At 56.5% G+C, this 24,620-nt stretch carries 18 protein-coding genes; 4 read left to right on the top strand and 14 right to left on the bottom strand.

Going from position 1 to position 24,620, the window contains the following annotated elements; genetic code table 11:
* Nucleotides 1–10: 10 nt before the first annotated feature.
* The 3 genes from ccoG to RYC18_RS22205 form a co-directional block, all read right to left on the bottom strand.
* Nucleotides 11–1,423 carry a cytochrome c oxidase accessory protein CcoG gene (ccoG, locus tag RYC18_RS22215; protein ID WP_005744594.1) on the bottom strand — a complete coding sequence of 471 codons (1,413 nt, stop codon included), beginning with the start codon at nt 1,421–1,423 and terminating at the stop codon, nt 11–13.
* 64 nt (nt 1,424–1,487) lie between these two features.
* Nucleotides 1,488–1,940 carry a type II toxin-antitoxin system VapC family toxin gene (locus RYC18_RS22210; RefSeq protein ID WP_005780474.1) on the bottom strand — a complete coding sequence of 151 codons (453 nt, stop codon included), beginning with the start codon at nt 1,938–1,940 and terminating at the stop codon, nt 1,488–1,490.
* Nucleotides 1,940–2,191 carry a type II toxin-antitoxin system prevent-host-death family antitoxin gene (locus tag RYC18_RS22205; protein ID WP_057404212.1) on the bottom strand — a complete coding sequence of 84 codons (252 nt, stop codon included), beginning with the start codon at nt 2,189–2,191 and terminating at the stop codon, nt 1,940–1,942. The genes RYC18_RS22210 and RYC18_RS22205 overlap by 1 nt, the downstream gene beginning before the upstream one ends.
* Nucleotides 2,192–2,755: 564 nt before the next feature.
* On the opposite strand from RYC18_RS22205, the gene RYC18_RS22200 reads away from it, so the two are divergent.
* Entirely contained in the window at nt 2,756–4,327 is a 1,572-nt protein-coding gene (locus tag RYC18_RS22200) for a metallophosphoesterase (RefSeq protein WP_316886862.1), read from the top strand.
* Nucleotides 4,328–4,398: 71 nt separating this feature from the next.
* Here RYC18_RS22200 and ccoP read toward each other — a convergent pair whose 3' ends face one another.
* Genes ccoP through ccoN form a run of 4 tightly spaced genes read right to left on the bottom strand, consistent with a single transcriptional unit; the run spans nt 4,399 to nt 7,620 of the window.
* Entirely contained in the window at nt 4,399–5,376 is a 978-nt protein-coding gene (ccoP, locus tag RYC18_RS22195; RefSeq protein ID WP_316886861.1) for a cytochrome-c oxidase, cbb3-type subunit III, read from the bottom strand.
* Nucleotides 5,373–5,564: a CcoQ/FixQ family Cbb3-type cytochrome c oxidase assembly chaperone gene (locus tag RYC18_RS22190; RefSeq protein WP_002554248.1), complete on the bottom strand. Its 192-nt coding sequence runs from the start codon at nt 5,562–5,564 to the stop codon at nt 5,373–5,375. Before RYC18_RS22190 ends, ccoP begins: the two co-directional genes overlap by 4 nt.
* 5 nt (nt 5,565–5,569) lie before the next feature.
* Nucleotides 5,570–6,178 (bottom strand): cytochrome-c oxidase, cbb3-type subunit II, encoded by a 609-nt coding sequence (gene ccoO, locus RYC18_RS22185; RefSeq protein WP_005744599.1) that lies wholly within the window; start codon nt 6,176–6,178, stop codon nt 5,570–5,572.
* Complete coding sequence (ccoN, locus tag RYC18_RS22180; protein ID WP_316886860.1) at nt 6,178–7,620, bottom strand: cytochrome-c oxidase, cbb3-type subunit I; 1,443 nt, start codon at nt 7,618–7,620, stop codon at nt 6,178–6,180. The genes ccoO and ccoN overlap by 1 nt, the downstream gene beginning before the upstream one ends.
* 670 nt (nt 7,621–8,290) lie before the next feature.
* On the opposite strand from ccoN, the gene RYC18_RS22175 reads away from it, so the two are divergent.
* Entirely contained in the window at nt 8,291–8,980 is a 690-nt protein-coding gene (locus RYC18_RS22175) for an alpha/beta family hydrolase (protein ID WP_005780481.1), read from the top strand.
* 1 nt (nt 8,981) lies between these two features.
* Here RYC18_RS22175 and RYC18_RS22170 read toward each other — a convergent pair whose 3' ends face one another.
* From RYC18_RS22170 to RYC18_RS22160, 3 genes are all read right to left on the bottom strand, one after another.
* On the bottom strand, nt 8,982–9,440 hold the full coding sequence (locus tag RYC18_RS22170) for a hypothetical protein (protein WP_005731593.1): 459 nt from the start codon (nt 9,438–9,440) through the stop codon (nt 8,982–8,984).
* Between the two features lie 91 nt (nt 9,441–9,531).
* Nucleotides 9,532–11,124 carry an Ig-like domain-containing protein gene (locus RYC18_RS22165; RefSeq protein ID WP_316886859.1) on the bottom strand — a complete coding sequence of 531 codons (1,593 nt, stop codon included), beginning with the start codon at nt 11,122–11,124 and terminating at the stop codon, nt 9,532–9,534.
* Nucleotides 11,125–11,175: 51 nt separating this feature from the next.
* Complete coding sequence (locus tag RYC18_RS22160; protein WP_044299348.1) at nt 11,176–13,056, bottom strand: hypothetical protein; 1,881 nt, start codon at nt 13,054–13,056, stop codon at nt 11,176–11,178.
* Nucleotides 13,057–13,823: 767 nt separating this feature from the next.
* Between RYC18_RS22160 and RYC18_RS22155 the strand changes: the two genes are divergently transcribed.
* A complete protein-coding gene (locus RYC18_RS22155) occupies nt 13,824–15,689 on the top strand; it encodes an autotransporter outer membrane beta-barrel domain-containing protein (RefSeq protein WP_316886874.1) in 1,866 nt (621 codons plus the stop codon).
* Nucleotides 15,690–15,753: 64 nt separating this feature from the next.
* On the opposite strand, the gene RYC18_RS22150 is transcribed toward RYC18_RS22155, so the two are convergent.
* The 4 genes from RYC18_RS22150 to acnA form a co-directional block, all read right to left on the bottom strand.
* Nucleotides 15,754–16,278: a hypothetical protein gene (locus tag RYC18_RS22150; protein WP_316886858.1), complete on the bottom strand. Its 525-nt coding sequence runs from the start codon at nt 16,276–16,278 to the stop codon at nt 15,754–15,756.
* 933 nt (nt 16,279–17,211) lie between these two features.
* The gene (locus RYC18_RS22145; RefSeq protein ID WP_316886857.1) at nt 17,212–18,777 is read right to left on the bottom strand and encodes a PAS domain-containing methyl-accepting chemotaxis protein; all 1,566 of its coding nucleotides are present in this window, start codon (nt 18,775–18,777) and stop codon (nt 17,212–17,214) included.
* Nucleotides 18,778–18,873: 96 nt separating this feature from the next.
* Complete coding sequence (locus RYC18_RS22140) at nt 18,874–19,665, bottom strand: CPBP family intramembrane glutamic endopeptidase (protein WP_316886856.1); 792 nt, start codon at nt 19,663–19,665, stop codon at nt 18,874–18,876.
* Between the two features lie 130 nt (nt 19,666–19,795).
* Entirely contained in the window at nt 19,796–22,540 is a 2,745-nt protein-coding gene (gene acnA / locus RYC18_RS22135) for an aconitate hydratase AcnA (protein ID WP_057404200.1), read from the bottom strand.
* Between the two features lie 192 nt (nt 22,541–22,732).
* On the opposite strand from acnA, the gene rlmM reads away from it, so the two are divergent.
* A complete protein-coding gene (gene rlmM, locus RYC18_RS22130) occupies nt 22,733–23,806 on the top strand; it encodes a 23S rRNA (cytidine(2498)-2'-O)-methyltransferase RlmM (protein WP_316886854.1) in 1,074 nt (357 codons plus the stop codon).
* Nucleotides 23,807–24,620: the final 814 nt, after the last annotated feature.

Below are 24,620 nucleotides of genomic sequence, written 5' to 3'. Positions count from 1 at the left end.
GACGGTGCTCTTAACGAAGAGGTGGGCCGATGAAACGGCTTTTGGTGTCGACATGTGTGTCGCTGTCGATGTCCTTGAGGGTAAAGGTGACTTCGTTGCTGTGTGCCGGGAGCTTTTCGGGCGCGCTGGACAGCTCCACCGGCAGGCTGACGATCTCGCCTGCCGGGACGTTTATTTCCCGACGGCCCTGCAATTTCAGGTCGGGCAGGCCGCTGGCCTCCAGCACATAGCCGTGATCCACCTGATCCTTGTTCATCACTTTCACGGTGTAGACGTTTTCGATACGGCCTTCGGCGTTTTCCCGAAAAAGCATACGGTCCTTGCTGACCTCCAGACCCACCAGCCCACGCATGCAGAAGGCCGCGATCAGCAGCCCGATCATCAGCAACAGAACCAGTGCATAACCGATCAGGCGCGGGCGCAAGGTGCGGGTGCGCTGCCCGGACAGATTGTGTTCGGTGGTGTAGCGAATCAGGCCGCGAGGGTAGTCCATCTTGTCCATGACTGTATCGCAGGCATCGACGCACGCCGCACAGCTGATGCATTCCACCTGCAGGCCGTCACGAATGTCGATGCCGGTCGGGCAGACCTGCACGCACATCGTGCAGTCGATGCAGTCACCCAGCCCCAGTGCCTGAGGATCAGCCTCCTTCTTGCGCGGGCCTCGGGCTTCGCCACGATTCTGGTCGTAGGAGATGATCAGCGTGTCCTTGTCGAACATCACGCTCTGGAACCGCGCGTAGGGGCACATATAGATGCACACCTGCTCGCGCAGCCAGCCTGCATTGAGGTAAGTGGCCAGGGTGAAGAAGCCGACCCAGAAATACGCCCAGCCATCCGCTTCGCCCGTGAACAGATCAATGCACAAGTCGCGAATGGGAGAGAAGTAACCCACGAAGGTCATGCCCGTGGCAAAGCCGATCAGCAGCCACAGGCTGTGCTTGGCGAGCTTGCGCGCCAGTTTGCCGGTGCTCATCGGGGCATGGTCAAGCCTGATACGCTGGTTGCGATCGCCCTCGGTGACTTTCTCGCACCACATGAACATCCAGGTCCAGACGCTTTGCGGGCAGGTGTAGCCGCACCATACCCGTCCGGCATAGACCGTGATGAAGAACAGCCCGAAGGCTGCAACGATCAGAATGCCGGACAACAGAATGAAATCCTGCGGCCAGAACGTCGCGCCGAAGATGTAGAACTTGCGTTGCGGCAGGTCCCACCAGACCGCCTGGTGCCCACCTTTATTGAGCCAGACCGTGCCAAAAAAGATAAGCAGCAACACGGCACCCCCCAGCATGCGCACATTGCGAAACAGACCTTTAAACGCGCGGGTGTGGATTTTCTCGCGCGAGGCATAGAGGTCGATGAATTCGCCGCTTTTTTCGGATGGCGGTGTGATGTCGTGTACCGGAATCTGGTTGCTCATTGATGGGTCCAGCGGCGGTGGAGTAGCCCGGGCCGATCCAGGTCAGGCACGTTTACATCCGCGTTCAACGTGACGCACGTGAATAAACGGCCGCTTCTTCATTCAACTGGCTGACCCAGGGGTTGAGCAGCGCGACCCCGCACGACTGAAAGTCGATTGTGTTGCGTGTGACCACGGTCATGCCATGCACCAGCGCAGTAGCCGCGATCAACGCATCGCATTCGCTGCGCGGGTCGGGGACATGCAGTTGGGCGCAGCGCCTTGCGACCTGAGTGTCGACTGTCAGGATACGCCCGGCGAACGCTTTCAATACATGCTGCTCAAGCCACATTCGCAATGCTGCGCCCTGTGCCGGGTCGCGGCGTTCGATACGCAGGATACCTGTTTCGAGCTCAAGAATCGTGATGGACGAGATGAACAGGCTGGACGCCATCTGGGTTCGCGACCAACGGAGCACGTTCGCATCGGCGTTGCGTTTTCTGAGTTCTGACACCACGTCGGTGTCGAGCAGGAACATCAGGACAAATCAACCGGTCGAGTCGTGATGACAGCCCGTTGCGGCTCGAATTCGATATCGAGGTGCGTCGGCATGATCAACAGGTCAGCGATGCTCGCTGCACTGCCGGTCAGTTGCAGGTACGCCTCGATCGAAAGCAGCACATGGGCAGGGCGGCCTCGGTCGGTAATGAACACCGGGCCTTCATTCGCGGCCTTCTTGGCCCCGCTGGTGTCTTGGTTGAATTCGCGGCTTGAGAGGGTAGTTGTCATGAAAGCGACCTCCGGAATGGGCAGACACATCGTTGTCATAATGAGCAATTCTAAGCGTGTAGAGATGTAACTACAATGCGTGCAGTGACGCACATTACTACCGCGCACTGCTTGCCTGGTATCCCGATGCTAAAAATCCACTTGATCTGATGGTTCCTGACGCAGCGTTATGCAGTGCTTATCTGCATGCGCGTCAATGCGCGTCGTCAGCTTCTCTTGGTATTTCAGATTGTAGAAAGGCGAAATTTATTACCGAAGCCCGTCACGTAGGCGTGGAGTAATAAGCAGCCCCTATGACTGGGTTACTTGTTAAAAAACGTCGTGCCGTTTGTCACTCAAAGAACTGCCGTCGGTATCTAATAGCCGACCTATCAGTTCTGATAGTAGAGTTTCAGCAGATGTTTGTAATAATGAATACAGCCGAAATGCTCTGAGTAACGCTTTCTGTCCGCGTTTGGGTTCTGGGATTTTAGTTTTCATGAGGGTTTTGATATGTCTAATTACAGGCTTTTTCCTTGTGCGTTGTTCAGCACATTGTTATTGATGTGCGGGTGCGTTAGTGATGTGAAAAATGAAAGCCCAGACGCTGTGGTGAGCACGGGCGGGGTCGGGCCTAAGGGCATAATAAGGCATATTATATTTGCTTCTGACCCTCAATACCCTTGGTCAAAGGATAAAAAAAACACAGAGGACAGTCTGGGCGCTTTGCCGCACCAGCAATCGCAGGACGTCCTACTGCAATCCCGCTCCTCGGTTAACGAGGTTAGTACTGAAGACCTCATCAGAAATCAATATTCTGCGATACAAAAATGGCGTGCCGGAGCCATGGGCGGGACCGGCAATAACCCGGTCATCATAAACGGAGACATGACGGCGTTTGGCCACGGCGAGGAAAGGGCATTTTTGTACGGGACACTGGATTCAATATTATCGACGAATTGGTATTTTGGACTTGGTAATCATGATTACAAGAATAATATAGACAGCTGTGAAAATAATGGCTGCGCCCGAGACAGTATGGAGGACCTTGCAGGCCGGATGGGCGGTAATCGGATGGATTATAGCGTTAATGAAAGCGGATTTATTCATACCACCAAAAAGTATTCAGGAAGCTTTGCGTACTTTAAGGATTTTGGACGTGTGCGGTACATTCAGCTGAATTTGGACCCTTCATATACAAACTGGTTTTATTCTTCAGGTGTATGGACAACAAATGAGTTTGATATTTTGTCACCCGTTGAGAATGGCTGGCTGGAGAATCTGCTGATTCAAGCAAGGGATAATGGAACATTTGTCATTATTGGTATGCATGACGCAGAGGAATGGACCCGGACATCCGATCCACGTACTCAAGCTATCCTCACTAAATTTCGTAAACTGTTAAAGGAGTATGATGTCTCAGCCATTTTTGCAGGTCACTTTCACACCGCTGCCGGAATATATCCAAGTCCCTATGAAGGTGTACCCGTTTTTCTGAGTGGTTCGGCAACTGAAGAGACTTTTCTCATCGCCGATATTGATGAGAGTTCAAGAAAAATTTCCGTCTGGCTCGTTAGAAATAATACGCCCGAGACCGCGCAACATCTGGGTGTGTTTCCTCTCAAACAATCAGTTAAAACTCCACCAACCGACGAATATGACAATGCGGGGAGTTGGGGAACCTGGGGGCCATCGGCACGGTGTCCAAGTGGACTGTACATAAACGCTTTTGATGTAAAGGGGGAAAAATGGCAAGGCGACGATGACGATACGGCCGTCAATGCGATCGTTATGTACTGCCACGATGATGTCGGCCTGAGAAGCAAAGAAGGAGGATGGGGGACTTTTTCAGGATACAGGAAGTGCCCTGCCGACCAGGCGATCGTTGGATTTCAGTTGAAAATGGAGCCCTCTCAAGGGGACGGAGACGACACAGCAGTGGACTCTGTCAGGTTTGTTTGTGAAGGGGGACAGTCCATAGCCGCAGCCTATGACACAAGTTATGGCGTTTGGAAAAAAACTTACCGCTGTCCTGCCGGAATGGTTGCTATCGGTTTTGAAACACGCGTCGAAGACTATCAGGGGGACGATGATGATAAGTACGACGACGATACGGCTTTGAACGGCATGAGGATGAAGTGCGGTTCCAAGCCTTGATGTGTCGGCAATGGCAGTCGTGAGGGTTTCAGGCCGTCACGACGCCAGGCGCACTGTCTGTAAGAGCCGTATCACTCTTTTTCAGCAGGTTTCTCCTGGCGGGACAGGCTGTAAACATAGGCAGCCAGAATGTGAACCCGGTCATTGCCTTGCAGTGCCTGCTGAGCGGGCATCTGGCCCTGGCGGCCATCGCGAATGGTCTGCTGCAACTGCGCGAAGCTGGAACCGTAGATAAACGCGTTGGGATGCGTCAGGTCCGGCGCGCCGAGAATCGGCATTCCCTTGCCTTCTGGCCCGTGACAGGCAACGCAGAGTGTCGCGAAGGTCTTCTGGCCCGCGACCGGGTCAGCTTTGGCACCTTCGGGCAACTGCCGGGCGTCCAGTTGGGTCAGCACGTAGGCCGACACATCACGCACACCCTGTTCGCCCAGCACTTCGCCCAGGGCGGGCATCACGCCCATGCGCCCGGCCATGATCGACGTCTTGATCGCCTGAGCGTCGCCGCCCCAGCGCCAGTCGGCATCGGTCAGATTGGGAAAGCCGTAGGCGCCTTTCGCGTCAGAGCCGTGGCAGACCGAGCAGTTGGAGGCAAACAGGCGAGCACCGATTTTCAGTGCCTGCGGGTCTTTGGCTACCTCCTCGACGGGCATGGCGGCGTATTTGGCGAACAGCGGGCCATAGCGGGCCTCGGCAACGGCCACTTCCCGTTCCCATTCGTGGACACTGCTCCAGCCTTGCTGGCCGTCGGAGAATTGCACTTTGCTGTCCTTGTCCCGATAGTCGTAACCGGGCAGCAAACCCTTCCAGTTGCCCAAGCCTGGGTACAGGACTAGATAACCCAGCGCAAAAACGATGGTCGCTATGAATAGATAGAACCACCATCTGGGTAGTGGGTTGTCGTACTCCTCAATGCCGTCGAACGCATGGCCGACGGTCTCATCTGTCGGTTCGTCGGGCTGACCTTTGCGCGTGGACAGCAGCAGCCAGAGCATGGCGATGATTGTGCCCAGCGTCAGGACCGCGACGTACAGGCTCCAGAACGTACTCATGGTTGGTCTTCCCGTTCAGCCCTGGCGCGCTCGACCCTGCCTATGGCCTCGGGGTCATCCGCGAAAGGCAACAGGGTCGCATCGTCGAAGTGCGCCTTGCGGGCAGGGCTGAACACCCACAGCATCAGGCCGATGAACGCGACCATCACGACCAGTGTGCCAAGGCCTCGAATCATTCCGATGTCCATCATGTTCACCGTTTGCTCTTGATGAGCGTGCCGAGGCCTTGCAGATAGGCCACCAGCGCGTCCATTTCAGTCTTGCCCTGCACGGCGGCGGCCGCACCGGCGATGTCCGCGTCGGTGTACGGGGTGCCAAGGGTACGCAGCACTTGCAGCTTTTTTGCCGTCTGCGTGCTGTCGATCTTTTTCTCGGCCAGAAACGGATAGGCGGGCATGATCGACGTTGGGACCACGTCCCGAGGGTTATTCAGGTGCACACGGTGCCACTCATCCGAGTAGCGACCGCCGATCCTGGCCAGGTCCGGCCCGGTGCGTTTGGAACCCCATAGAAACGGATGGTCCCAGACGCTTTCGCCCGCCACCGAGTAATGCCCGTAGCGTTCGGTTTCGGCGCGTAATGGCCGGATCATCTGCGAGTGGCAGCCTACGCAACCATTGGCGATGAATACATCGCGGCCTTCCACCTCCAGCGCGCTGCGTGGTTTCATGCCGTCGATCGGTTGATTGGTCACATCCTGAAAAAACAGCGGGACGATCTGCGTCAGCCCGCCGATGCTCACGGCAATAACCATAAAGAACGCCAGCAGGCCGATGTTTTTTTCGAGCACATCATGTTTCATCAATGCGCTCCCACGACGGCAATGCGCGCAGCTGCCTCGGCCGCCTGCGTGTCAGAGGCTCGCACTGTACGTATCACGTTGTAGGCCATCAACAGCATGCCGCTGGTGAAGATGGCACCGCCGATGGCGCGCACGATGTAGCCGGAGTGACTGGCCTGCATGGTCTCGATGAAGGAATAGGTCAGCGTGCCGTCGTCGTTCACTGCACGCCACATCAGGCCCTGGGTGATGCCATTGACCCACATCGAGGTGATGTACAGCACAGTACCGACGGTCGCGAGCCAGAAATGCGTGTTTATCAGGCCGACACTGTGCATGTGCGGACGGGCGTAGAGTTTCGGGATCATGTGATAAACCGACCCGATGGTAATCATCGCCACCCAGCCCAATGCCCCGGCATGTACGTGGCCGATGGTCCAGTCTGTGTAGTGCGACAGCGAGTTGACGGTCTTGATTGCCATCATCGGGCCTTCAAAGGTCGACATGCCATAGAACGCCAGCGAGACCACGAGAAAGCGCAGTATCGAATCGGTCCGCAACTTATGCCATGCACCCGACAGCGTCATCATGCCGTTGATCATCCCGCCCCAGCTGGGTACCAGCAGAATGATCGACATGACCATACCCAGCGACTGTGCCCAGTCTGGCAGGGCGGTGTAGTGCAGATGGTGCGGACCGGCCCAGATATACAGGGTGATCAATGCCCAGAAATGCACGATGGACAAACGATAGGAGTACACCGGGCGCTCGGCCTGTTTGGGCACGAAGTAATACATCATGCCGAGAAAGCCGGTGGTCAGGAAAAAACCTACGGCATTGTGCCCGTACCACCACTGGATCATGGCGTCGGTCGCTCCGGCGTAGGCCGAATAGGACTTGAACAGGCTGACCGGCAGCGAGATGTGGTTGACGATGTGCAGCATGCCGGTCACCACGATGAATGCGCCGTAAAACCAGTTGGCGACATAGATATGCCGGGTCCGGCGTTTGACGATGGTGCCGAAAAATACCGCAGCGTAGGCGGCCCAGACGATCGCCAGCAGAATGGCCACCGGCCATTCAAGTTCGGCATATTCCTTGGTAGTGGTGTAGCCCATCGGCAGCGTCACGATGGCGCCGACAATCACGGCTTGCCAGCCCCAGAAGGTAAACGCCGCCAGGCCATCGGAAACAAGCCGCGTCTGGCAGGTGCGCTGCACCACGTAATAAGAGGTGGCAAACAGCGCGCAGCCACCGAACGCAAAGATCACCAGGTTGGTGTGCAACGGCCGCAGGCGTCCGAAGGTGGTCCATTCAAGTTCCAGGTTCAGTCCCGGCCAGACCAGCTGCGAAGCGATGAACACGCCCAGGCTCATGCCGATCACGCCCCAGACCACGGTCATGATGGCAAACTGGCGCACCACTGTGTAGTTGTAGGTCGTCGGACTGGTTGTTGTGTTCATTACAGAATTCCACGATTCAGATGTTGACCGCAGACGTAATCGGGCTCGGGCGATGCATCGCTGTAAATGGCATCGAGGCACACGAAAAGGCAGGGGCAGGAACAGACAGGCACATTAGCGAGCGTCAAATGGTTGCAGCAGACGTGTGTCGACGAGTTTAGCTTTGAAAGAAGGGTGTGGGAAGCCGCAGCGCGGAGCGGATAATCTGCGTTGTATTGTCAGCGAGTATTCCGCACCCCGTTGCAGGGTGCGGAGTTCACGCATCGCCGCTGGATTGGAGCAAAGCGGTGGCGACCCTCGCGTACAGACGAGTTGATCAGGACTCGCGCAAAGACTGTCACGCATGTTCAATCGGCGGTTGCATCTGTCATAGCCCAGCAAACTGGCCTGAGCAGGCATATGACTCTGGCGACCGACTCAGCGGTTCTGTTGCAATTGTGCGAGGCCAGTACCGTCAATGAAACCGCCCGGCGGTGTCAGGTTTGGGGCGCTCATCGCCTTGGTACTTTTACCTTGTGCACCTTGGCAGATTAACCGGGCGGACCTGAATGGTGGCTGTCCGGCAGGGCGTCCCTGTCGATGCGTCCACGCGCTCTGCGCTTGCGCGATTCACGCAGGCTTCGCGGTTATAGTAGCGGGCTACTCTGAGACTCATCTGAACGAGGCAAGCATGAGCAAAGGCCCACAGCCCGGCATCGGCAAGGATCAATGGCTGCAACTGATCAACGAAAAAGGCTGGTTATGGACGCCCACCCTGCGGGCAGACGCGCACGAGGCGCCCACCTTGCTGCTGGCACATGGCGCAGGCGCACCGATGGACAGCGATTTCATGAGCCACATGGCCACCGATATTGCGGCGCAAGGCGTCAGCGTCCTGCGCTTCGAGTTTCCTTACATGGCCCTGCGGCGTCACGGCGGCAGCAAGCGTCCGCCCAATCCGCAGGCGCAATTGCTGGAATGCTGGCGAGAGGTCTATGCCTTGGTCAGGCCTTTTGTGGCTGGGCGACTGGCTGTTGGCGGCAAGTCGATGGGCGGGCGAATGGCCAGCCTGATTGCCGATGATATCGAGGCGGATGCGCTGGTTTGCCTGGGGTATCCGTTCTATGCCGTGGGCAAGCCGGAGAAACCGCGCGTGGCCCATCTGGCTGAATTGAAGACACCTGCTCTGATCGTTCAGGGCGAGCGCGATGCGTTGGGTAATCGCGAAGCAGTGGAGGGTTATGCGTTGTCCAGCGCTATTCAACTGCACTGGTTGCCGACCGCCAATCACGACCTCAAACCATTAAAAGTCGCAGGTATCAGCCATGAACAATGCCTGGTCGAGTCGGCGCAAGTGATTGCCCGCTTTCTGCGCACCTGATTTATCGGCAATGTACGTCGAAAAAGCCGTTGGTCACTTCGAAATTAATCGATGACATGCTGAAACTGAAGCGTCCGCGCAGGCGCAGAGTATAGGGATTGGCTTCCAACAGGCTCAGGGTGCCGTTTTGAAAGTGTGCCGAATGATAGAGGGTGTTCTGCCGGTGCTGCGTCTCGTTGTAAATCACTTTGATCTGGGCATGGCCTGGCAGATTGTGATCACCGGGTTTCAGGTCGTTGTCCAGAAACAGCCCGATAGTCGTTCGTTTTGTGCCCACCTTGCCGTCGACGATCAGCTTCCATACCCACTGATCGGGTGCCTGTTCCAGCTCAGCCCGCAGGGTCAATTGGCCCGCCAGGGCAAGCACCTTGAACGGTCGCTTATTGACGCAGGCCTGAAAGCTGCCTTCACACGACGCGGGACGAACAAAGCGTTTGGCTGGGGATGTGGTGGGGTGCATGGCCTGACTCTGTAGAACGTATGAATAGAAGCAGGGCGTTGCCCTCTCAGGTAACGCCCTGTTTGATGATTACAGGTTCATCAGTTTTCGATCATCTGATGCCAACGCCAAGACTGGAGTTGTGGCTCTTCAACTTGAAGTTTCCGCCAGAGACCATGTTCTTCACGTAGTACCAGTTCCAGCCCCCGATGCCGGCGCTTGAAACAGTGGACGACCAATAATTACCGTTGCCCATCGGCCAGCGATTGCCGTACAGGTTATAGATCTCCACCAGTTCGTGAATGGTCGGAATCCTTGCGCCGTTGTTGCCTGCGTTTTTGCTGATCTGAGAAAAGCTCCCGCTGCCCAGGCCGATGCAATGGATGACGCCGACGACGGTGATCAGGTAGCTTTTACTCGCGCCCAAAGCATCGGTCGCCGTAATGGTGGCCGTGCCGTTGCCTCGAACCGAGGCCAGCCCGTTGCTGTCCACTTTCGCGACCAGCGGGTTGCTCGAGGTGTACTGATAGGGTGCCTGTCCGCCACTGGCCTGACGCTGAAGGGTGGTGTCGGCCGGGAAGTTCGGCAACAGTTCCGGCAAGCCTGGGAGCAGATACACCTTGCCGGCCAGCGTAACCGGCGAAGTGTCCAGCACCAGCTCGGGCTGCCCCATCAGAATCTGCAAGGCCAGTGTGTCGGATACCTGTACCAGACCATTGACGCGATTGACCACATAAGAAACCGCCACCGTCTGCCCGGCGTTTGCCGTTACCAGCGCCGCAGCAAACACTACCTCCAGCGTCTTGCCCGCGTCCGCGCCGGTCAGCGTCTTTTCCCGTGTGTCATTGCCGTTGGGCCCTTGCCATTGCACGATCACCTGATCGCCGGCTTTCAGGTTGGCGGTGGCGTCGATCACCACGGTTGCCCCGAATGGGGCGTTAGCCGGGTCTAGCGTGTTGCCGGCGGCTTCTTTTATGGTTGGGGTGGGCAGGGGCGTTGCTTGCGCGAGTTGCAGCTTCACGTCCACCGCCTCCGAGGCCATGGACAGATTCCCTGCCAGATCTGTAATCGTGTAGTAAACCGGCGCCTCAATGTCGCCGATCAACTCCAGAAACGACCTGGCGAAGTCGACCATTGTTCGTTTAAGACCCACGTCATCACTGCTCACCACCGCCATCGGACCGGGCAGATCATTCCAGTAGGTGCGGACGACATCGCCCTCCTGCATGCCGTTGTAGCTGGCAATCGTCCCTGAAAGCACGTTACCCATGGTTTGCAGTTCTTCTGAGGTCAGACCGTTCTGTACCTGCGTGGGAAAAATGATGGGGGCCAGCAGCGGATCGCCAGGCGGGGTTAGGTCTACGATTACAACTGTCTCGGCAGAAAACTCGACGACCATATTGATCGGGTTTTCGACCGCGTAAGCCACAGAGTGACGGCCTTCGGTCAACAGCTCGGATGGAATGTGCAGCATGAGGTCGTCACCTGGCATCTGCGAAAGCAGGATCTCTTTCTTGAGACCAATAAGCACTCCATCGAAGTACAGCTGATAGGTATAGCCAGGGCGCGCGCCTTGCCAGACGTTCAACAGCACTTCGAGGGGCGTGTTCAAACTGTCGATGGGTAATAGCCCATCGTTCAAGGCGGCTGCGATGACTGGCGCAGTCAGCACGGTTTCTTTTTTTTCAGTCGCAAGGTTATACATGGGTGTTCCTTATAAGTTTAAAAGTTGCGGGCTTTGTGAGCCCGCAACGGTTTAGCGACTCAGACAGGTAAAGTCGGTAGGTTTAAGCATATGCACGATGACGCGAGTGACCGTGGAGTTTGCCGGACTTTGATTGCTGCCTTCGACAGGGTCGACGGTATAACTCGCCTCCGCAAACCCTGTGCAAATAAGCAGTGTGTTGATCTGAGGGACCTTGAATACATGCCCTTGCACAACATCCACTTCATCCAGCTTACGAGTCGTCACATAAGTAGCGGCTTCGATGGGATTATTGAAGTCGTCAAAACCCTTGAACGTGAAGGTGATCTTCTGGCCCTCGGCAATATTGACATAAGGTGAAACTTTTACATCGGCACCGTCCGGATTTTCATTGGGGCCCAGCACTCCGTTGGACGTGAGATTGAACGTGGGCCCGGTCAATCCGTTTTCGCCACCGGGTTGCTCTTCTCGAGACCGTACTGTTACAGGCTGAGTCGGACTCGTCATACTGTTCGGGTTTCCTGTACGCGTGACTGTGAAATACACGGGAATGGCTTCGCCGGTGCCTTGCAACTTCATCAGCTCGTTATCAATCGGAATAATCAAGTCTCTTGCCGCTGCAACGTCGCTAGACCGTATTTGATACCACTGCGTTTTTACCTGATTGCCCCAGTACAGGTTCAGATCATCATTGATTTCGAACCCCGTATTCCAGGCCACCACCCCTCTGCCGTTCAACTCGTAATCGTCTTCATCGATAAAGTTGTCCTGAGTGTTCGGGTTTTGTACGCTCGTCCCTTGTACCGTCAAATTGTTCAAGGGGGTGGGGAAGGGAAGTGTTGTAAAAACGTCTATATGGGTGTCCAGCGATGTGCCCGTCAGTTCGCCGTTGCGAAACACGTCATAATGAACCGCTGTGTCGCCTTGCGGACCTTGGGCAATGGCCTCAAATGGCAGTTTCAACGTGAGTATGACGGCTTCATCTTCGTCGCCAGGCGCGACGAATACAGGGGTCAAGGGATTACTGGTGCCCCAGAATAGCTGGATGCTATCAAGCGCCGCTGCGCCCGGGTAATGGGGGATGTCGACAAGTACTCCCGCTTGAGCTTCCAGATAATCAACCAGATCGCCTACCGCTTGATCAATGACAGGTGCCGGATAATCAGAAGGCAAGTCTTTCAGCCTTAATTTCACCTCTACAGTGTTCGAGAGGATTGAAGGGTTGCCCGCACGATCGATGACCTGGTAACAAACCTGCTTTTCTTCCTCCCCCAACGTTTGCAGAAACGCTCGTGTAAAAGTGACCGAGACCTTGTCCAGCCCCATGTCGGTTTCGTTGACGACAGCAGTGGGGCCTACGATATCTCCCCACCTGGTCAGAATGCGGTCATGCTTGGCCATACCGGTGTAGCCGGCAATCTGTACATCAAGTTGGCCACCCAGTTGATCGAGCTCGGCGGCAGTCAGACCGTTCTGGATCTCGGCTGGGAACTGTATGGCAGCAAGCTCCGGAGCGCCTGGCGCTGTCCGGTCGATCTGAATCCGGAAAATTTCCGATTTCTGTTCTGCCTGATTGATCGGATTGACAACGACGTACGCGACATCGTGGAAACCTTCCAGCAACAGTTCGGCCGGGATCTCCAGGTGCAGGGGGTCTCCTGGTGCATGTGAGGGCAGAATCAGTTTTCGGGGACCGGTCGCGATACTGTTGAACAGCAGTTGATAGGTGTAACCAGGAAGTGCGGCTGGCCATACAACGAGATCGACCGTCAACGTTTGGGATGCGTCAGCGACCGGTATGAGCCCTGGCGTATCCTGATCATGAAATGCGACTGCAATATCGGGTGCAGTCAATACAAGATTCAAGTTTCGATGCCTGTTTCCGTAAACTGAAACAGGTGTTGGGAGATAGTTGTTTGAGCAATTTTTCATGTGTAGATGCCTTGTCATTAAAATTTTGTAGGGGATTTCCTACTCTTTCGAACGCGTTTCTGAATAAGGGTTTTTTTGGCTGGTACTTGGCGAAAGAGCTAATGATGTTCCCAGTCACAATTGGACGTAATAGGGTTTTAGTGGGTTGGTCAAGTGGTTGCGTGGGGATTATTTAATTGGTTTGCGAATTTTTTGCTTGGCGTCCATTTGGATGCTCGCTGTAAGAAAATTCTTATATTATTTTGGGAGTGCTCCTACGTTTTGGGTATTGAACAGGGCCAGAGTTTATGAATTAAGTGAGCTATCTTTCCACTCTCAAAAAAACGAGGAGATGGACGGTGTCTAGTAGAAAAAGTAATGTCGTTAAGTCGCGGGGTGGCGCGTTTCAACTTGCCGTGATTGCCTTTGGTGCTCTAGCTAATGTGCAGGCGTCGGCAGCGGCATCGAGCGATAATAATGGTCTGTCTTTAGACACTGAAGCAGTCACCGGATTGTGGCCGGATGGAGAGTTGCCAGATGAAACCGTTAGACGGGCTGAAATCATTACCGTAGGTCCTGATACTCCCTTCGATTCTTATCATATTGGTGATCAAAGTGTTCTTAATATTGTCGGTGGGCGAGCAGACCAGGTGGTCGTGAGAGACTCTACGGTCAATATTCAGTCCGGCGTGGTTGAGAGCGGTATCAGCCTTTCCGATGCGCTGGGTAATCTCTCCAACGCTACCGTGAAAAACGCGACAGATAGCGGCATCGTTCTTCATGGAGTGATGGGCTCTATCAACCCTGGCTCCACGGTATCGGCTCATTCAAGCGATGTATCGGGATCGGGCTACGGTATTTCAGTCGGGTTGTGGGGGGCGCTGAGTATTTTCAATACCGATGTGCGCGGGTTTGCGTCGCAAAGCAAAAGTGGCCAGGGGATTTTTGTTTCTGGCGCCAATGTGCTGATCGCCGACAACAGTCATGTGACAGGCGACATGAATGGAATCCATCTGGTAGATGGATCCCAAGCCGGAATACTGGTCGGAAACAAGTCCGTTGCTGTGATTGACCGATCGATAGTCCAGGGTTTGGCCGGGGCCGCCATCAAAGTAAACCAGCGCGCTGCGCTCGACATCGAGGCCGACATTGCTGTGCAAAACCATTCCGAGCTATGGGCCGGAAATGGCAACCTGCTGGAGGTGGAAGATCACAGCACTGTCAACTTCAACGTCGACAACAGCACCCTCTACGGCGACCTTGTCGCCGATGACACCAGCATCCTGAACATCACGCTGCAAAACGACGCGCAATTGAACGGCGACATCGTCAATGGCAACCGTCTGGCGATTACCTCGGGCAGTCACTGGCAGATGCAGGGCGACAATGCCGTCAAGTCGCTTTCCCTGCACGGGGGGAGGGTTTCGTTTGCTGGTGAAGGGTTCCATACACTTTCGCTGAATGAGTTGTCAGGGGGCGGCACGTTTGGTTTGCGCGTGGATCTGGACAACGGTGTCGGAGATCTCATCGACGTCAACGGCCAGGCCAGTGGTCAGTTCGGGTTGCGGGTGCGCAACACGGGGGTGGAGGTTGTCTCTGCTGACATGGCACCGCTCAAGGTGGTGCATACCGAAGGTGGTGACGCGCAATTCAGCCTGCTGGGCGGGCGTGTCGACCTCGGCGCCTATTCGTATCTGCTGGAGCAACAGGGCAATGACTGGTTCATCGTCGGTAAAGATAAGGTCATAAGCCCCTCGACCCAGAGCGCGCTTGCGCTTTACAGCGCGGCACCTGCCATCTGGATGAGTGAGCTCTCTACCCTGCGTTCGCGCATGGGCGAGGTTCGCGCAAGCGGCAGGGCGGGCGGCTGGATGCGTGCCTATGGCAACAGGCTTAATGCCACGACCAGTGATGGTGTCGACTATCGGCAGAAGCAAAGTGGCCTGTCGCTGGGTGCCGATGCGCCTGTCGAGGTCAGCAGCGGCCAATTGGTGTTGGGTGTGCTGGGAGGGTACAGCACGTCCGGTATCGATTTGAGCCGTGGTACTACGGGAAAAGTCGACAGCTACTATGCAGGTGCCTATGCCACTTGGCTGTCGGACGACGGCTACTACGTTGACGGGGTGCTCAAACTCAACCGCTTTCGCAACAAGGCAGATGTTGCCATGAGCGATGCAAGCAAGGCCAAGGGTGACTACACCAACAACGGGGTAGGGGGCTGGGTAGAGTTCGGCCGCCACATCAAGCTGGCGGACGATTACTTCCTTGAGCCCTTCGCTCAGCTGTCCAGCGTTGTCGTTCAGGGACAGGAGCTGCGTCTGGATAATGGCATGAAGGCGAAGAACGACCACACCCAGTCAGTACTGGGCAAGGTCGGCACCTCGCTGGGCCGCAGTGTTGCGCTCAAGGATGGCGGAGTGCTGCAGCCTTATGTGCGTGTCGCCATTGCGCAGGAGTTTTCGCGCCATAACGAGGTGAAAGCCAACGATGTTAAATTTGATAACAGCCTGTTCGGTTCTCGCGGCGAACTGGGCGCCGGGGTATCGGTGTCGCTGTCCGAACGTCTGAAACTGCATGCAGACTTCGATTACATGAAAGGTCGGCATATCGAGCAACCCTGGGGGGCAAATGTGGGGCTACGCCTGGCATTCTGATTCTTAAGGCCAGTGCCTGAGCAACACCGGAGCCCCCGGTGAGTGATCACCGGGGGCTCTTCAGTTATTGATCGATAAACCTGCGTTTGCGTTGCCTCTGTCGGGACGTGACAGGCACTGCGTAGTTGACGTTCACCCGCAACACCGGCGATGTGCCGATCAGGCGATGATCGCGATAAAGCTCGTAATACAGGTCAACCAGACCGTACTGAACATAGGGCGTGAAGTTGTAGGAAATACACAGCACACGTACCACGCTGTTTTCGCCTACCCGATGGAAAAGCGTTGTCGATGACAGGTTTTTCCCCCAATAGAAATGGATTTCGTCACCCCAGCACATTTTGACTGACCCGGGGATATGAATGGTAATGCCCGCATGTGCCTGCTCGTGACTGATGGAATCAGGATCGATGTCAGGCAGCACAGGTGCTTTCAGCGTACTGGAAATATCGGACGGAAGATGGAGGGGGCTCGCCTGTCGGTAGAGGCTCTCGTGGAGTGGGGCTTCTTGAACAGCACTCGCGCTTTTGGGGTTGTTTTTTTCTTTTTGGGTGCGCGCCGCTACATCCGTGGATTGTTCTTTATCCATCGTAAACTCTTTTATTGACATTAAGTTGAGTTGTTATGTATATGCCGGCAGTTGTCGGCAGCGGAAATATTACAAGGCACATAAGTGTTCAGGTCAAGTGTCTGCCCATTTCAAAGCCATGCATGGGTTGTGTATGGTTGTGCAGTTACATTTTGTAGCATGTGCGTACTAAATTATTGATCATTAGTGTCAAGGATGCTGTAAATAAAGGGTAAAGCTGGATGCAGGTATTTTTCTTGAACTTTTTCTGCGTGAAATACCTGTAGGACGTTAACTACAGATAAATCTTACAAAAGGTAAAAAACTGCGTTTTGTCTAGATTCCCACTCATGCATAGGAATATTCACTCAACTTTATCATTAGGGTCTCGCACGTATCAGCGTGCGAAACCGTCAAGGTTGTAGGCAAGAAATGTAGGCTGCTGTGCTTAAAGCTGCATTGACAGCGTCACGGAGTGCGAGAGCAGTGACGCATTGTCCGCGCAGTCGATGACCTTATAGTTGATCGTGACATGGTCGCTGGCAGGAACCTCTGACTGAAAGCTATCTATAGGGCTTGCTGCTGGAACACGGGTGTGGAAAATTGATAGTACTCGCTGAAATTCTGCAGGTTGTCTCTCCAATTAAAAAGGCAGGCGCCACATGGCGCAGAGCTGAAGTTTTTACTCAAGTGATAAACGATAGTTACGGGGGTAATAAATAACTACCGCACCACTTGAATTTCAACTCATCGGAGTATGAGTGCGCTGTCAACGGTAAAAAGTGCTAAATTTCTGTCGTCGAAGGTGTTAAAGAAATATCCTACGCAGTCTTCAGATCGCTTCCAGGATTCTGTCAGATTTATATTTAAAGCTAACCGCGCATAACACTGGCACCCCATAAAAAAGCCCCGACCAACCGAAGTTTGTCGAGGCGTTGAAAACAGTCTCAAGTCTCAGCGATTAAACCGCTCCACCAGCGAATACTGCGAGTTTGCCGTATCGGTCAGTTCACCACTCAACACTGCCGAGCGATGGGCTTCGTCCGATGTCTGGTCAGCCAGGCTGGCGATGGTGGCGATATTGCGGTTGATCTCCTCGGCGACGGCGCTTTGCTCTTCAGTGGCAGTGGCGATCTGGGTGGTCATGTCAGTGATGTTGGCGACGGCCTCGCTGATGCCCACCAGTGCCTGGTCCGCTTCCAGCACCCGGGCCACGCCTTCTTCTGCCTGACGGCGACCTGCGTCCATGGTTTGTACCGCGTCGTTGGCGGTCTGCTGCAGTTTGGCGATCAGACCATGGATCTGCCCGGTGGACTCGGCGGTGCGTTGCGCCAACTGGCGTACTTCATCCGCCACGACCGCAAAGCCGCGGCCCATCTCGCCGGCGCGCGCCGCTTCGATCGCGGCGTTTAGGGCCAGCAGGTTGGTCTGGTCGGCGATGCCTTTGATCACATCGACCACGCCGCCGATTTCATCGCTGTCCTTGGCCAGTCGGGTCACGGTCAGGCCGGTTTCACCCACCGAGGTGGACAGGCGCTGAATGGCTTCGCGGGTTTCACCGGCGATATCGCGGCCGCGACGCGTCAGTTCATTGGCCTGCTGGGTGGCATCGGCAGCACGGTTTACGTGGCTGGCGACTTCCTGGGTAGTGGCGGCCATCTGATTGATGGCGGCGGCGACCTGCTCGGTTTCCACACGCTGACGCTCCAGCCCGGCCGAACTGGCATTGGCCAGCGAGTTGGACTGACGAGCCTGACTGGTCAAGTGTTCGGCGGTGTCCTGCAAACGCGTAAGACAAGTCTTCAGACGTGCTTCCTGGCTGAGGATCGACATTTCCAGGCGCGCTTGTGGGCCACGGCTGTCGGTATACATCTGTGCGATGAGTGGGTCAGAGGTCGTCTGCTCGGCCAGGCGCAACAAACGTTTGGTGCCGCGCTGCTGCCAGGACAACCCCAGCAGGCCCAGTGGCACTGAAAGCGCCGCCGCCAGGGCAAAGCCCCACTGCGAGTTGAGCCATACGCCGATCAGGAAGCTTAGTTGACTGACCAGAATGAATGGCAGCCAGTCCTGAAGTATCGGCAGCCACTTGTCGCGGCCCGGTATCGCGCTCTTGCCCTTGTTGATCCGGGCATAAAGCGCCTCGGCACGACGGATCTGTTCGGCGGTCGGTTTGATGCGTACCGACTCGAAACCCACCACCTTGCGGTTTTCCAGCATCGGCGTCACGTAGGCGTTGACCCAGTAATGATCGCCGTTCTTGCAGCGATTCTTGACGATGCCCATCCACGGCTGCCCGGTTTTGAGAGTGGTCCACATGTGCTCGAAAACCGCAGGTGGCACGTCCGGGTGACGCACGGTGTTGTGCGCTGCACCGAGCAGTTCCGCCTCGCTGTAACCACTGATGTCGACGAAGGCATCGTTGCAATACGTGATCGTACCGCGGGTGTCGGTGGTGGAGATCAGTCGCTGCTCGGCAGGAAAAGTCCGCTCATGTTGAGTGATGGGCTGGTTGTTGCGCATTGGGTTTCGATCCTTCGATCCGGAAGACTATGGCGTGTTATCGGCCGGCGTATCGATAAATTGAGCGGTGCGTCACAAATGACCGGGCAGTCAGCATTACCGGCCAAGCATGGGGTAGGTGAAAAGCCCGAAGTGCACCAGATTCAGACCGAAGTGACTGATGATCGCCGCTTGCAAGCCACCAAAACGAAACGCGATGCCGTAACCCACACCTGCCATGCTCGCCAACACTATCCACTCCCAGCCAGCACCTGTGTGAGCGAGCCCGAACAGGCTTGCAGCGAGGGTGATCGACAGTGCGCTCGCAAACCTAGAGCCCTTGAACAGGCGCTGCAGACCGCCTTGCAGATATGCGCGAAAAAACAGTTCTTCCGTCAGGGTCACCAGCAACAGGTTGTTGAGCAGCCATATCAGGCCTTGATCAGGCCATTTGGGTGCCCAGCCGACAACGTTGAGAATGACGGCTGCTGTCATGCAGAACGCTGACGTCACGATCAGCGCCAGAACGCCGGTTTGCAGCGAATGGGTCATGTCGACCCTGGGCATGATCCACGGGCAGGCCAGTATCAGCCAGAAGCCGATCAGAGGCTTGTCCAGATAAAGCGACATGGAAAAAACCTGGGCATCGGCCGTGAATCGGGTGGCCTCGATGACTTGCGCGCTACTGAAGCCGGGTGCCAGATGAAAGGCCAATGCGAGGCCCGTCACAATAAACAGCGCATGACCAAAAAGGCGGATGTATTGATGGGAGGGCAACGCCACGCATAACCAGGCGACGAGCAACAGGCCGAAACTTGCGGCCGCAGAAGGGGCAAGGCTGCCATAGGACAGTGCAAGCGCGTAGCCAGCACTCAGAAGAAAGAGAACCAGCCAGTGCCTCGTACTCATGAGATACATCCTGCTTCAAGAAGCGCAGGATTCTATCCGACGTCCAGCGATGCCGGTTTGAGCTTATACAAATCTTCATGCACGAGCCTGACCCCTAAGCGGGGGCAGGCTGCGTGTCAGGCAATGCGTGTCAGGAAGCGATCAGCTGTCGCAACACGTAATGCAGAATGCCCCCCGCCTTGAAGTATTCCACCTCGTTAAGCGTGTCGATGCGGCACAGCACGTCAACGGTTTCCTTGCTGCCGTCTTGGCGGTTGATATGCAGAGTCAGGCTCATGCCCGGTTGCACGTCGGCGTTGGTCAGTCCGGTGATTTTCAGCGTTTCCTTGCCGGTCAGGCCCAGTGTCTTGCGCGTCTGGCCGTTTTTGAACTGCAAAGGCAGCACGCCCATACCGACCAGATTCGAGCGGTGAATCCGTTCGAAGCTTTCGGCGATGACAGCTTTGACGCCTAACAGATTAGTACCCTTGGCCGCCCAGTCACGACTGGAGCCAGTGCCGTATTCCAGCCCTGCGATGATCACCAGCGGCGTATTTTCTGCCTGGTAGCGCATGGCTGCATCGTATATCGCCAGCTTCTCGCCGGAGGGCACATGCAACGTGTTACCGCCTTCCTCACCGCCGAGCATTTCGTTGCGAATGCGGATATTGGCGAAAGTGCCGCGCATCATCACTTCGTGGTTACCGCGGCGTGAGCCGTAGGAGTTGAAGTCCTGATATTTGACGCCTTTTTCCTGAAGGTAGCGTCCGGCGGGGCTGTCGACCTTGATATTCCCGGCAGGGGAGATGTGGTCGGTGGTCACCGAGTCGCCCAGCAAGGCGAGGATGCGCGCGTTTTCCACGTCTTCGATAACCGGTAATGGACCACCGATGTCTTCGAAGAACGGCGGGTGCTGAATGTACGTGGAGTCGTCCTGCCAGACATAAGTGGCGGCCTGTGGCACTTCGATGGCTTGCCATTGTTCGTCACCGGCAAACACTTCGGCGTATTCCTTGTGGAACATACCGGTGTTGACGCTGGCCACCGCGTCGGCGATTTCCTGCTGGCTTGGCCAGATATCGCGCAGGTAAACCGGTTTGCCGTCCGACCCTTCGCCCAGTGGCTCGCTGCTGATGTCGATGCGTACCGAGCCTGCCAGCGCGTAGGCAACTACCAGAGGCGGCGATGCCAGCCAGTTGGTCTTGACCAGCGGATGGACGCGGCCCTCGAAGTTGCGGTTGCCCGAGAGCACCGAGGCCACTGTCAGGTCGGATTGCTGAATGGCTTTTTCGATAGGCTCCAGCAGCGGTCCGGAGTTGCCGATGCAGGTGGTGCAGCCGTAACCGACCAGATCGAAGCCCAGGGCATCGAGGTATTGGGTCAGACCTGCTGCGTTGTAATAGTCGGTCACGACTTTCGAACCGGGGGCCAGCGAGCTTTTCACCCAGGGCTTGCGCTTCAGGCCTTTCTGGACAGCTTTTTTCGCCACCAGCCCGGCGGCCATCATGACGCTGGGGTTTGAGGTGTTGGTGCAGGAGGTGATCGCCGCGATGACCACGGCACCGTCCTTCAGGTTATAGGTCTGGCCGTTGTACTCATACTGGGTTTCACCGCTGACCTGAGCCTCGTTGCCCACCGCGACACCGCCGCCGCCTTCGCTTTCCAGACGACCTTCGTCGACCTTGGCGGGCTTGACCTGCAAACCGAGAAAGTCGCTGAATGCCTTGGATACATTCGGCAGCGCGACACGGTCTTGAGGACGTTTGGGGCCTGCAAGGCTGGCTTCCACGGTACTCATGTCCAGTTCCAGACTGTCGCTGAACACCGGTTCCTGACCTGCCAGACGCCACAGGCCCTGAGCCTTGCAATACGCCTCGACCAGCTTGACGGTCTCGTCAGGACGACCGGACAGACGCAGGTAGTCCAGCGTCACCTCATCGACCGGGAAGAAACCACAGGTCGCGCCGTACTCCGGTGCCATGTTGGCAATGGTCGCCCGGTCTGCCAGTGGCAGATCAGCCAGGCCGTCGCCGTAGAACTCGACAAACTTGCCGACCACACCTTTCTTGCGCAGCATCTGGGTGACGGTCAGCACCAGATCGGTGGCGGTGATGCCTTCCTTCAATTTGCCGGTCAGCCTGAAACCGATGACTTCCGGGATCAGCATCGACACTGGCTGGCCAAGCATCGCCGCCTCGGCTTCGATCCCACCCACGCCCCAGCCCAGTACGCCCAGGCCATTGATCATCGTGGTGTGCGAATCGGTGCCGACCAGGGTGTCGGGGAACGCGTAAGTGCGGCCGTCTTCTTCCTTGGTCCACACAGTGCGGCCCAGGTATTCGAGGTTCACCTGATGGCAAATGCCGGTGCCGGGCGGCACTACGCTGAAGTTATCGAAAGCGCTCTGGCCCCAGCGCAGGAACGCGTAGCGCTCACCGTTGCGCTGCATTTCGATGTCGACGTTCTCGCCGAACGCTTCGGCGTTGCCAAACTTGTCGACCATCACCGAGTGGTCGATGACCAGGTCCACCGGGGACAGCGGGTTGATGCGCTGCGGGTCACCACCAGCCTTGGCCACGGCAGCGCGCATGGCGGCCAGATCGACCACTGCCGGCACACCGGTGAAGTCCTGCATCAGCACGCGGGCAGGGCGGTATTGAATTTCCCGGTCCGAACGGCGCTCGGTCAGCCAGTCGGCAATAGCCTTGAGGTCGTTACCGGTGACGGTCTTGTTGTCCTCCCAACGCAGCAGGTTTTCCAGCAGCACTTTGAGTGACATGGGCAGCTTGTCGAGGTCGCCAAGGGAGCGGGCAGCTTCCGGCAGGCTGAAGTAATGGTAGGTCTTGTTGTCGATTTCGAGCGTTTTCAGGCTCTTCAGGCTATCGAGGGAGGGCATGAATGTCTCCTTTCTGGATTGTTCTCCGAACATCGGTTCACGGGCTCCATGTGCATCAGGTCGGGAGCGCCGCATCAGGCTTCAACTGTTGTGGACTGTTGTGCAGCACCAGTGGTTCCTGGATTGGGCTATCATGCGCGGCTTTCAAGTCTGCGGGGTTACGCCCGAGTGCCCACTGCCCAGGAGTAACCCATGAATACACTGTTTATGCACTGCCGACCCGGTTTTGAGGGAGAAGTCTGCTCGGAGATATCCGATCACGCTGCGCGCCTTGACGTTGCCGGGTATGCCAAGGCACGTCACGATACCGCCTGTGCCGAATTCATCTGCACCGAGGCGGATGGTGCCGAACGGTTGATGAATGGTCAGCGTTTCGACGCGCTGATCTTTCCCCGGCAATGGGCGCGGGGGATGTTTCTCGAGTTGCCGGAAACCGATCGCATCAGTGTGATCCTTGCGCAGCTTTCGGCGTTTCCGGCCTGCGGCAGCCTGTGGCTTGAGGTCGTGGATACCAACGACGGCAAGGAGCTGTCGAATTTCTGCAAGAAGTTCGAGGCACCGCTGCGCAAGGCTCTGATGCAGGCAGGCAAGCTGGTTGACGATCCGCGCAGGCCGCGTCTGTTACTGACCTTCAAGAGTGGCCGTGAAGTGTTTCTCGGTCTGGCCGATGCGGACAACTCTGCCATGTGGCCGATGGGCATCCCGCGCCTCAAGTTTCCCCGCGAGGCGCCTAGCCGTTCCACCTTGAAGCTGGAAGAGGCATGGCACCATTTCATCCCCAGAGACCAGTGGGACGAACGCCTTTCCGGCGACATGACCGGCGTGGACCTTGGCGCCGCACCGGGTGGCTGGACGTATCAACTGGTGCGCCGGGGCATGCTGGTGACGGCCATCGATAACGGGCCGATGGCGGAAAGCCTGATGGATACCGGGCTGGTCCAGCACTTGATGGCTGACGGTTTTACCTACAAACCCCGGCACCCTGTGGACTGGATGGTCTGCGACATCGTCGAGAAGCCTGCGCGTAATGCCGCGTTGCTGGAAACCTGGCTGGGTGAAGGCCTGTGCCGCGAAGCAGTGGTCAACCTCAAACTGCCGATGAAACAGCGCTACGCCGAAGTACGCCGCTTGCTCGACCGTATCGAAGAAGGCTTTCAGGCGCGTGGCGTACGGGTGTCGATCGGCTGCAAACAGCTCTACCACGACCGCGAAGAAGTCACCTGCCACCTGCGCAGGCTTGATGTGGCCAAAGCGGCGAGAAAGTAATTTCTCACGCTCGCGCCGCATGCTTTAGTGACTATCGGATTTCAGTGACTATCGGATTATCGTGCCAATGCTCCGCGTTGGTAAGCAGTTCGTGACGCTCTGCGTCACAAATCTTCGATACGAAACAATGTCATGCCTTACACGCAGTGCTGCCAACGCAGTGCTTTTCAACCGCGATGGCACTGTCTACGCAGAGTGCGACGTTAGTGACGGCTGAGTCCTGGCGCTGATGCGGGGGTAGCCTGGCAGGACGCCAGGCTAGCCGCACCGGGCCATGGATGGCCCGTTGCGGCGACCCCCGGATCAGTGTCAGGGCGAAGGAACCCGACGAAGTCGGGCCGGAAACAGGAGCGAGGGGGTTTGGTTACTTTGCCCCGTCAAAGTAACTCGCCGATGGGCGAAAAGGTGACCTGAGTCGACCTTCAATCTACCTGAAACCACAGAACCGCTGTGTGACGCAGAGCGTCACGAACTGCATGCCTACGCGGAGCGCAGGCACGATAATCAATAGCCTTACTACAATCGAGAAGAAGTTACCTGCCACCTGCGCAGGCACGATAATCATGGCGTGGGTGATGCTGGATGGCGTCATGCCTTATACGTAGTCGCTGCATCCGAAAGCGCTTTTTATCGCGATGTCACTGACGGCGCAGAGTGCGACGTTAGTGACGGCTGAGTCCTGGCGCTGATCCGGGGGTAGCCTGGCAGGACGCCAGGCTAGCCGCACCGGGCCATGGATGGCCCGTTGCGGCGACCCCCGGATCAGTGACAGGGCGAAGGAACCCGACGAAGTCGGGCCGGAAACAGGAGCGAA

It is taken from the genome of Pseudomonas syringae group sp. 247E2 (assembly GCF_032587795.1).
GTDB lineage: Bacteria > Pseudomonadota > Gammaproteobacteria > Pseudomonadales > Pseudomonadaceae > Aquipseudomonas > Aquipseudomonas amygdali.
This window is presented reverse-complemented; position numbering and strand designations above follow the sequence as displayed.

What these genes read in the sequence shown, in the direction of transcription:
- ccoG (WP_005744594.1), bottom strand. Translation starts at nt 1,423, where the DNA reads ATGAGCAACCAGATTCCGGTACACGACATCACACCGCCATCCGAAAAA.
- RYC18_RS22210 (WP_005780474.1), bottom strand. Translation starts at nt 1,940, where the DNA reads ATGTTCCTGCTCGACACCGACGTGGTGTCAGAACTCAGAAAACGCAAC.
- RYC18_RS22205 (WP_057404212.1), bottom strand. Translation starts at nt 2,191, where the DNA reads ATGACAACTACCCTCTCAAGCCGCGAATTCAACCAAGACACCAGCGGG.
- ccoP (WP_316886861.1), bottom strand. Translation starts at nt 5,376, where the DNA reads ATGAGTACGTTCTGGAGCCTGTACGTCGCGGTCCTGACGCTGGGCACA.
- RYC18_RS22190 (WP_002554248.1), bottom strand. Translation starts at nt 5,564, where the DNA reads ATGGACATCGGAATGATTCGAGGCCTTGGCACACTGGTCGTGATGGTC.
- ccoO (WP_005744599.1), bottom strand. Translation starts at nt 6,178, where the DNA reads ATGAAACATGATGTGCTCGAAAAAAACATCGGCCTGCTGGCGTTCTTT.
- ccoN (WP_316886860.1), bottom strand. Translation starts at nt 7,620, where the DNA reads ATGAACACAACAACCAGTCCGACGACCTACAACTACACAGTGGTGCGC.
- RYC18_RS22175 (WP_005780481.1), top strand. Translation starts at nt 8,291, where the DNA reads ATGAGCAAAGGCCCACAGCCCGGCATCGGCAAGGATCAATGGCTGCAA.
- RYC18_RS22170 (WP_005731593.1), bottom strand. Translation starts at nt 9,440, where the DNA reads ATGCACCCCACCACATCCCCAGCCAAACGCTTTGTTCGTCCCGCGTCG.
- RYC18_RS22165 (WP_316886859.1), bottom strand. Translation starts at nt 11,124, where the DNA reads ATGTATAACCTTGCGACTGAAAAAAAAGAAACCGTGCTGACTGCGCCA.
- RYC18_RS22160 (WP_044299348.1), bottom strand. Translation starts at nt 13,056, where the DNA reads ATGAAAAATTGCTCAAACAACTATCTCCCAACACCTGTTTCAGTTTAC.
- RYC18_RS22155 (WP_316886874.1), top strand. Translation starts at nt 13,824, where the DNA reads ATGGGCTCTATCAACCCTGGCTCCACGGTATCGGCTCATTCAAGCGAT.
- RYC18_RS22150 (WP_316886858.1), bottom strand. Translation starts at nt 16,278, where the DNA reads ATGGATAAAGAACAATCCACGGATGTAGCGGCGCGCACCCAAAAAGAA.
- RYC18_RS22145 (WP_316886857.1), bottom strand. Translation starts at nt 18,777, where the DNA reads ATGCGCAACAACCAGCCCATCACTCAACATGAGCGGACTTTTCCTGCC.
- RYC18_RS22140 (WP_316886856.1), bottom strand. Translation starts at nt 19,665, where the DNA reads ATGAGTACGAGGCACTGGCTGGTTCTCTTTCTTCTGAGTGCTGGCTAC.
- acnA (WP_057404200.1), bottom strand. Translation starts at nt 22,540, where the DNA reads ATGCCCTCCCTCGATAGCCTGAAGAGCCTGAAAACGCTCGAAATCGAC.
- rlmM (WP_316886854.1), top strand. Translation starts at nt 22,733, where the DNA reads ATGAATACACTGTTTATGCACTGCCGACCCGGTTTTGAGGGAGAAGTC.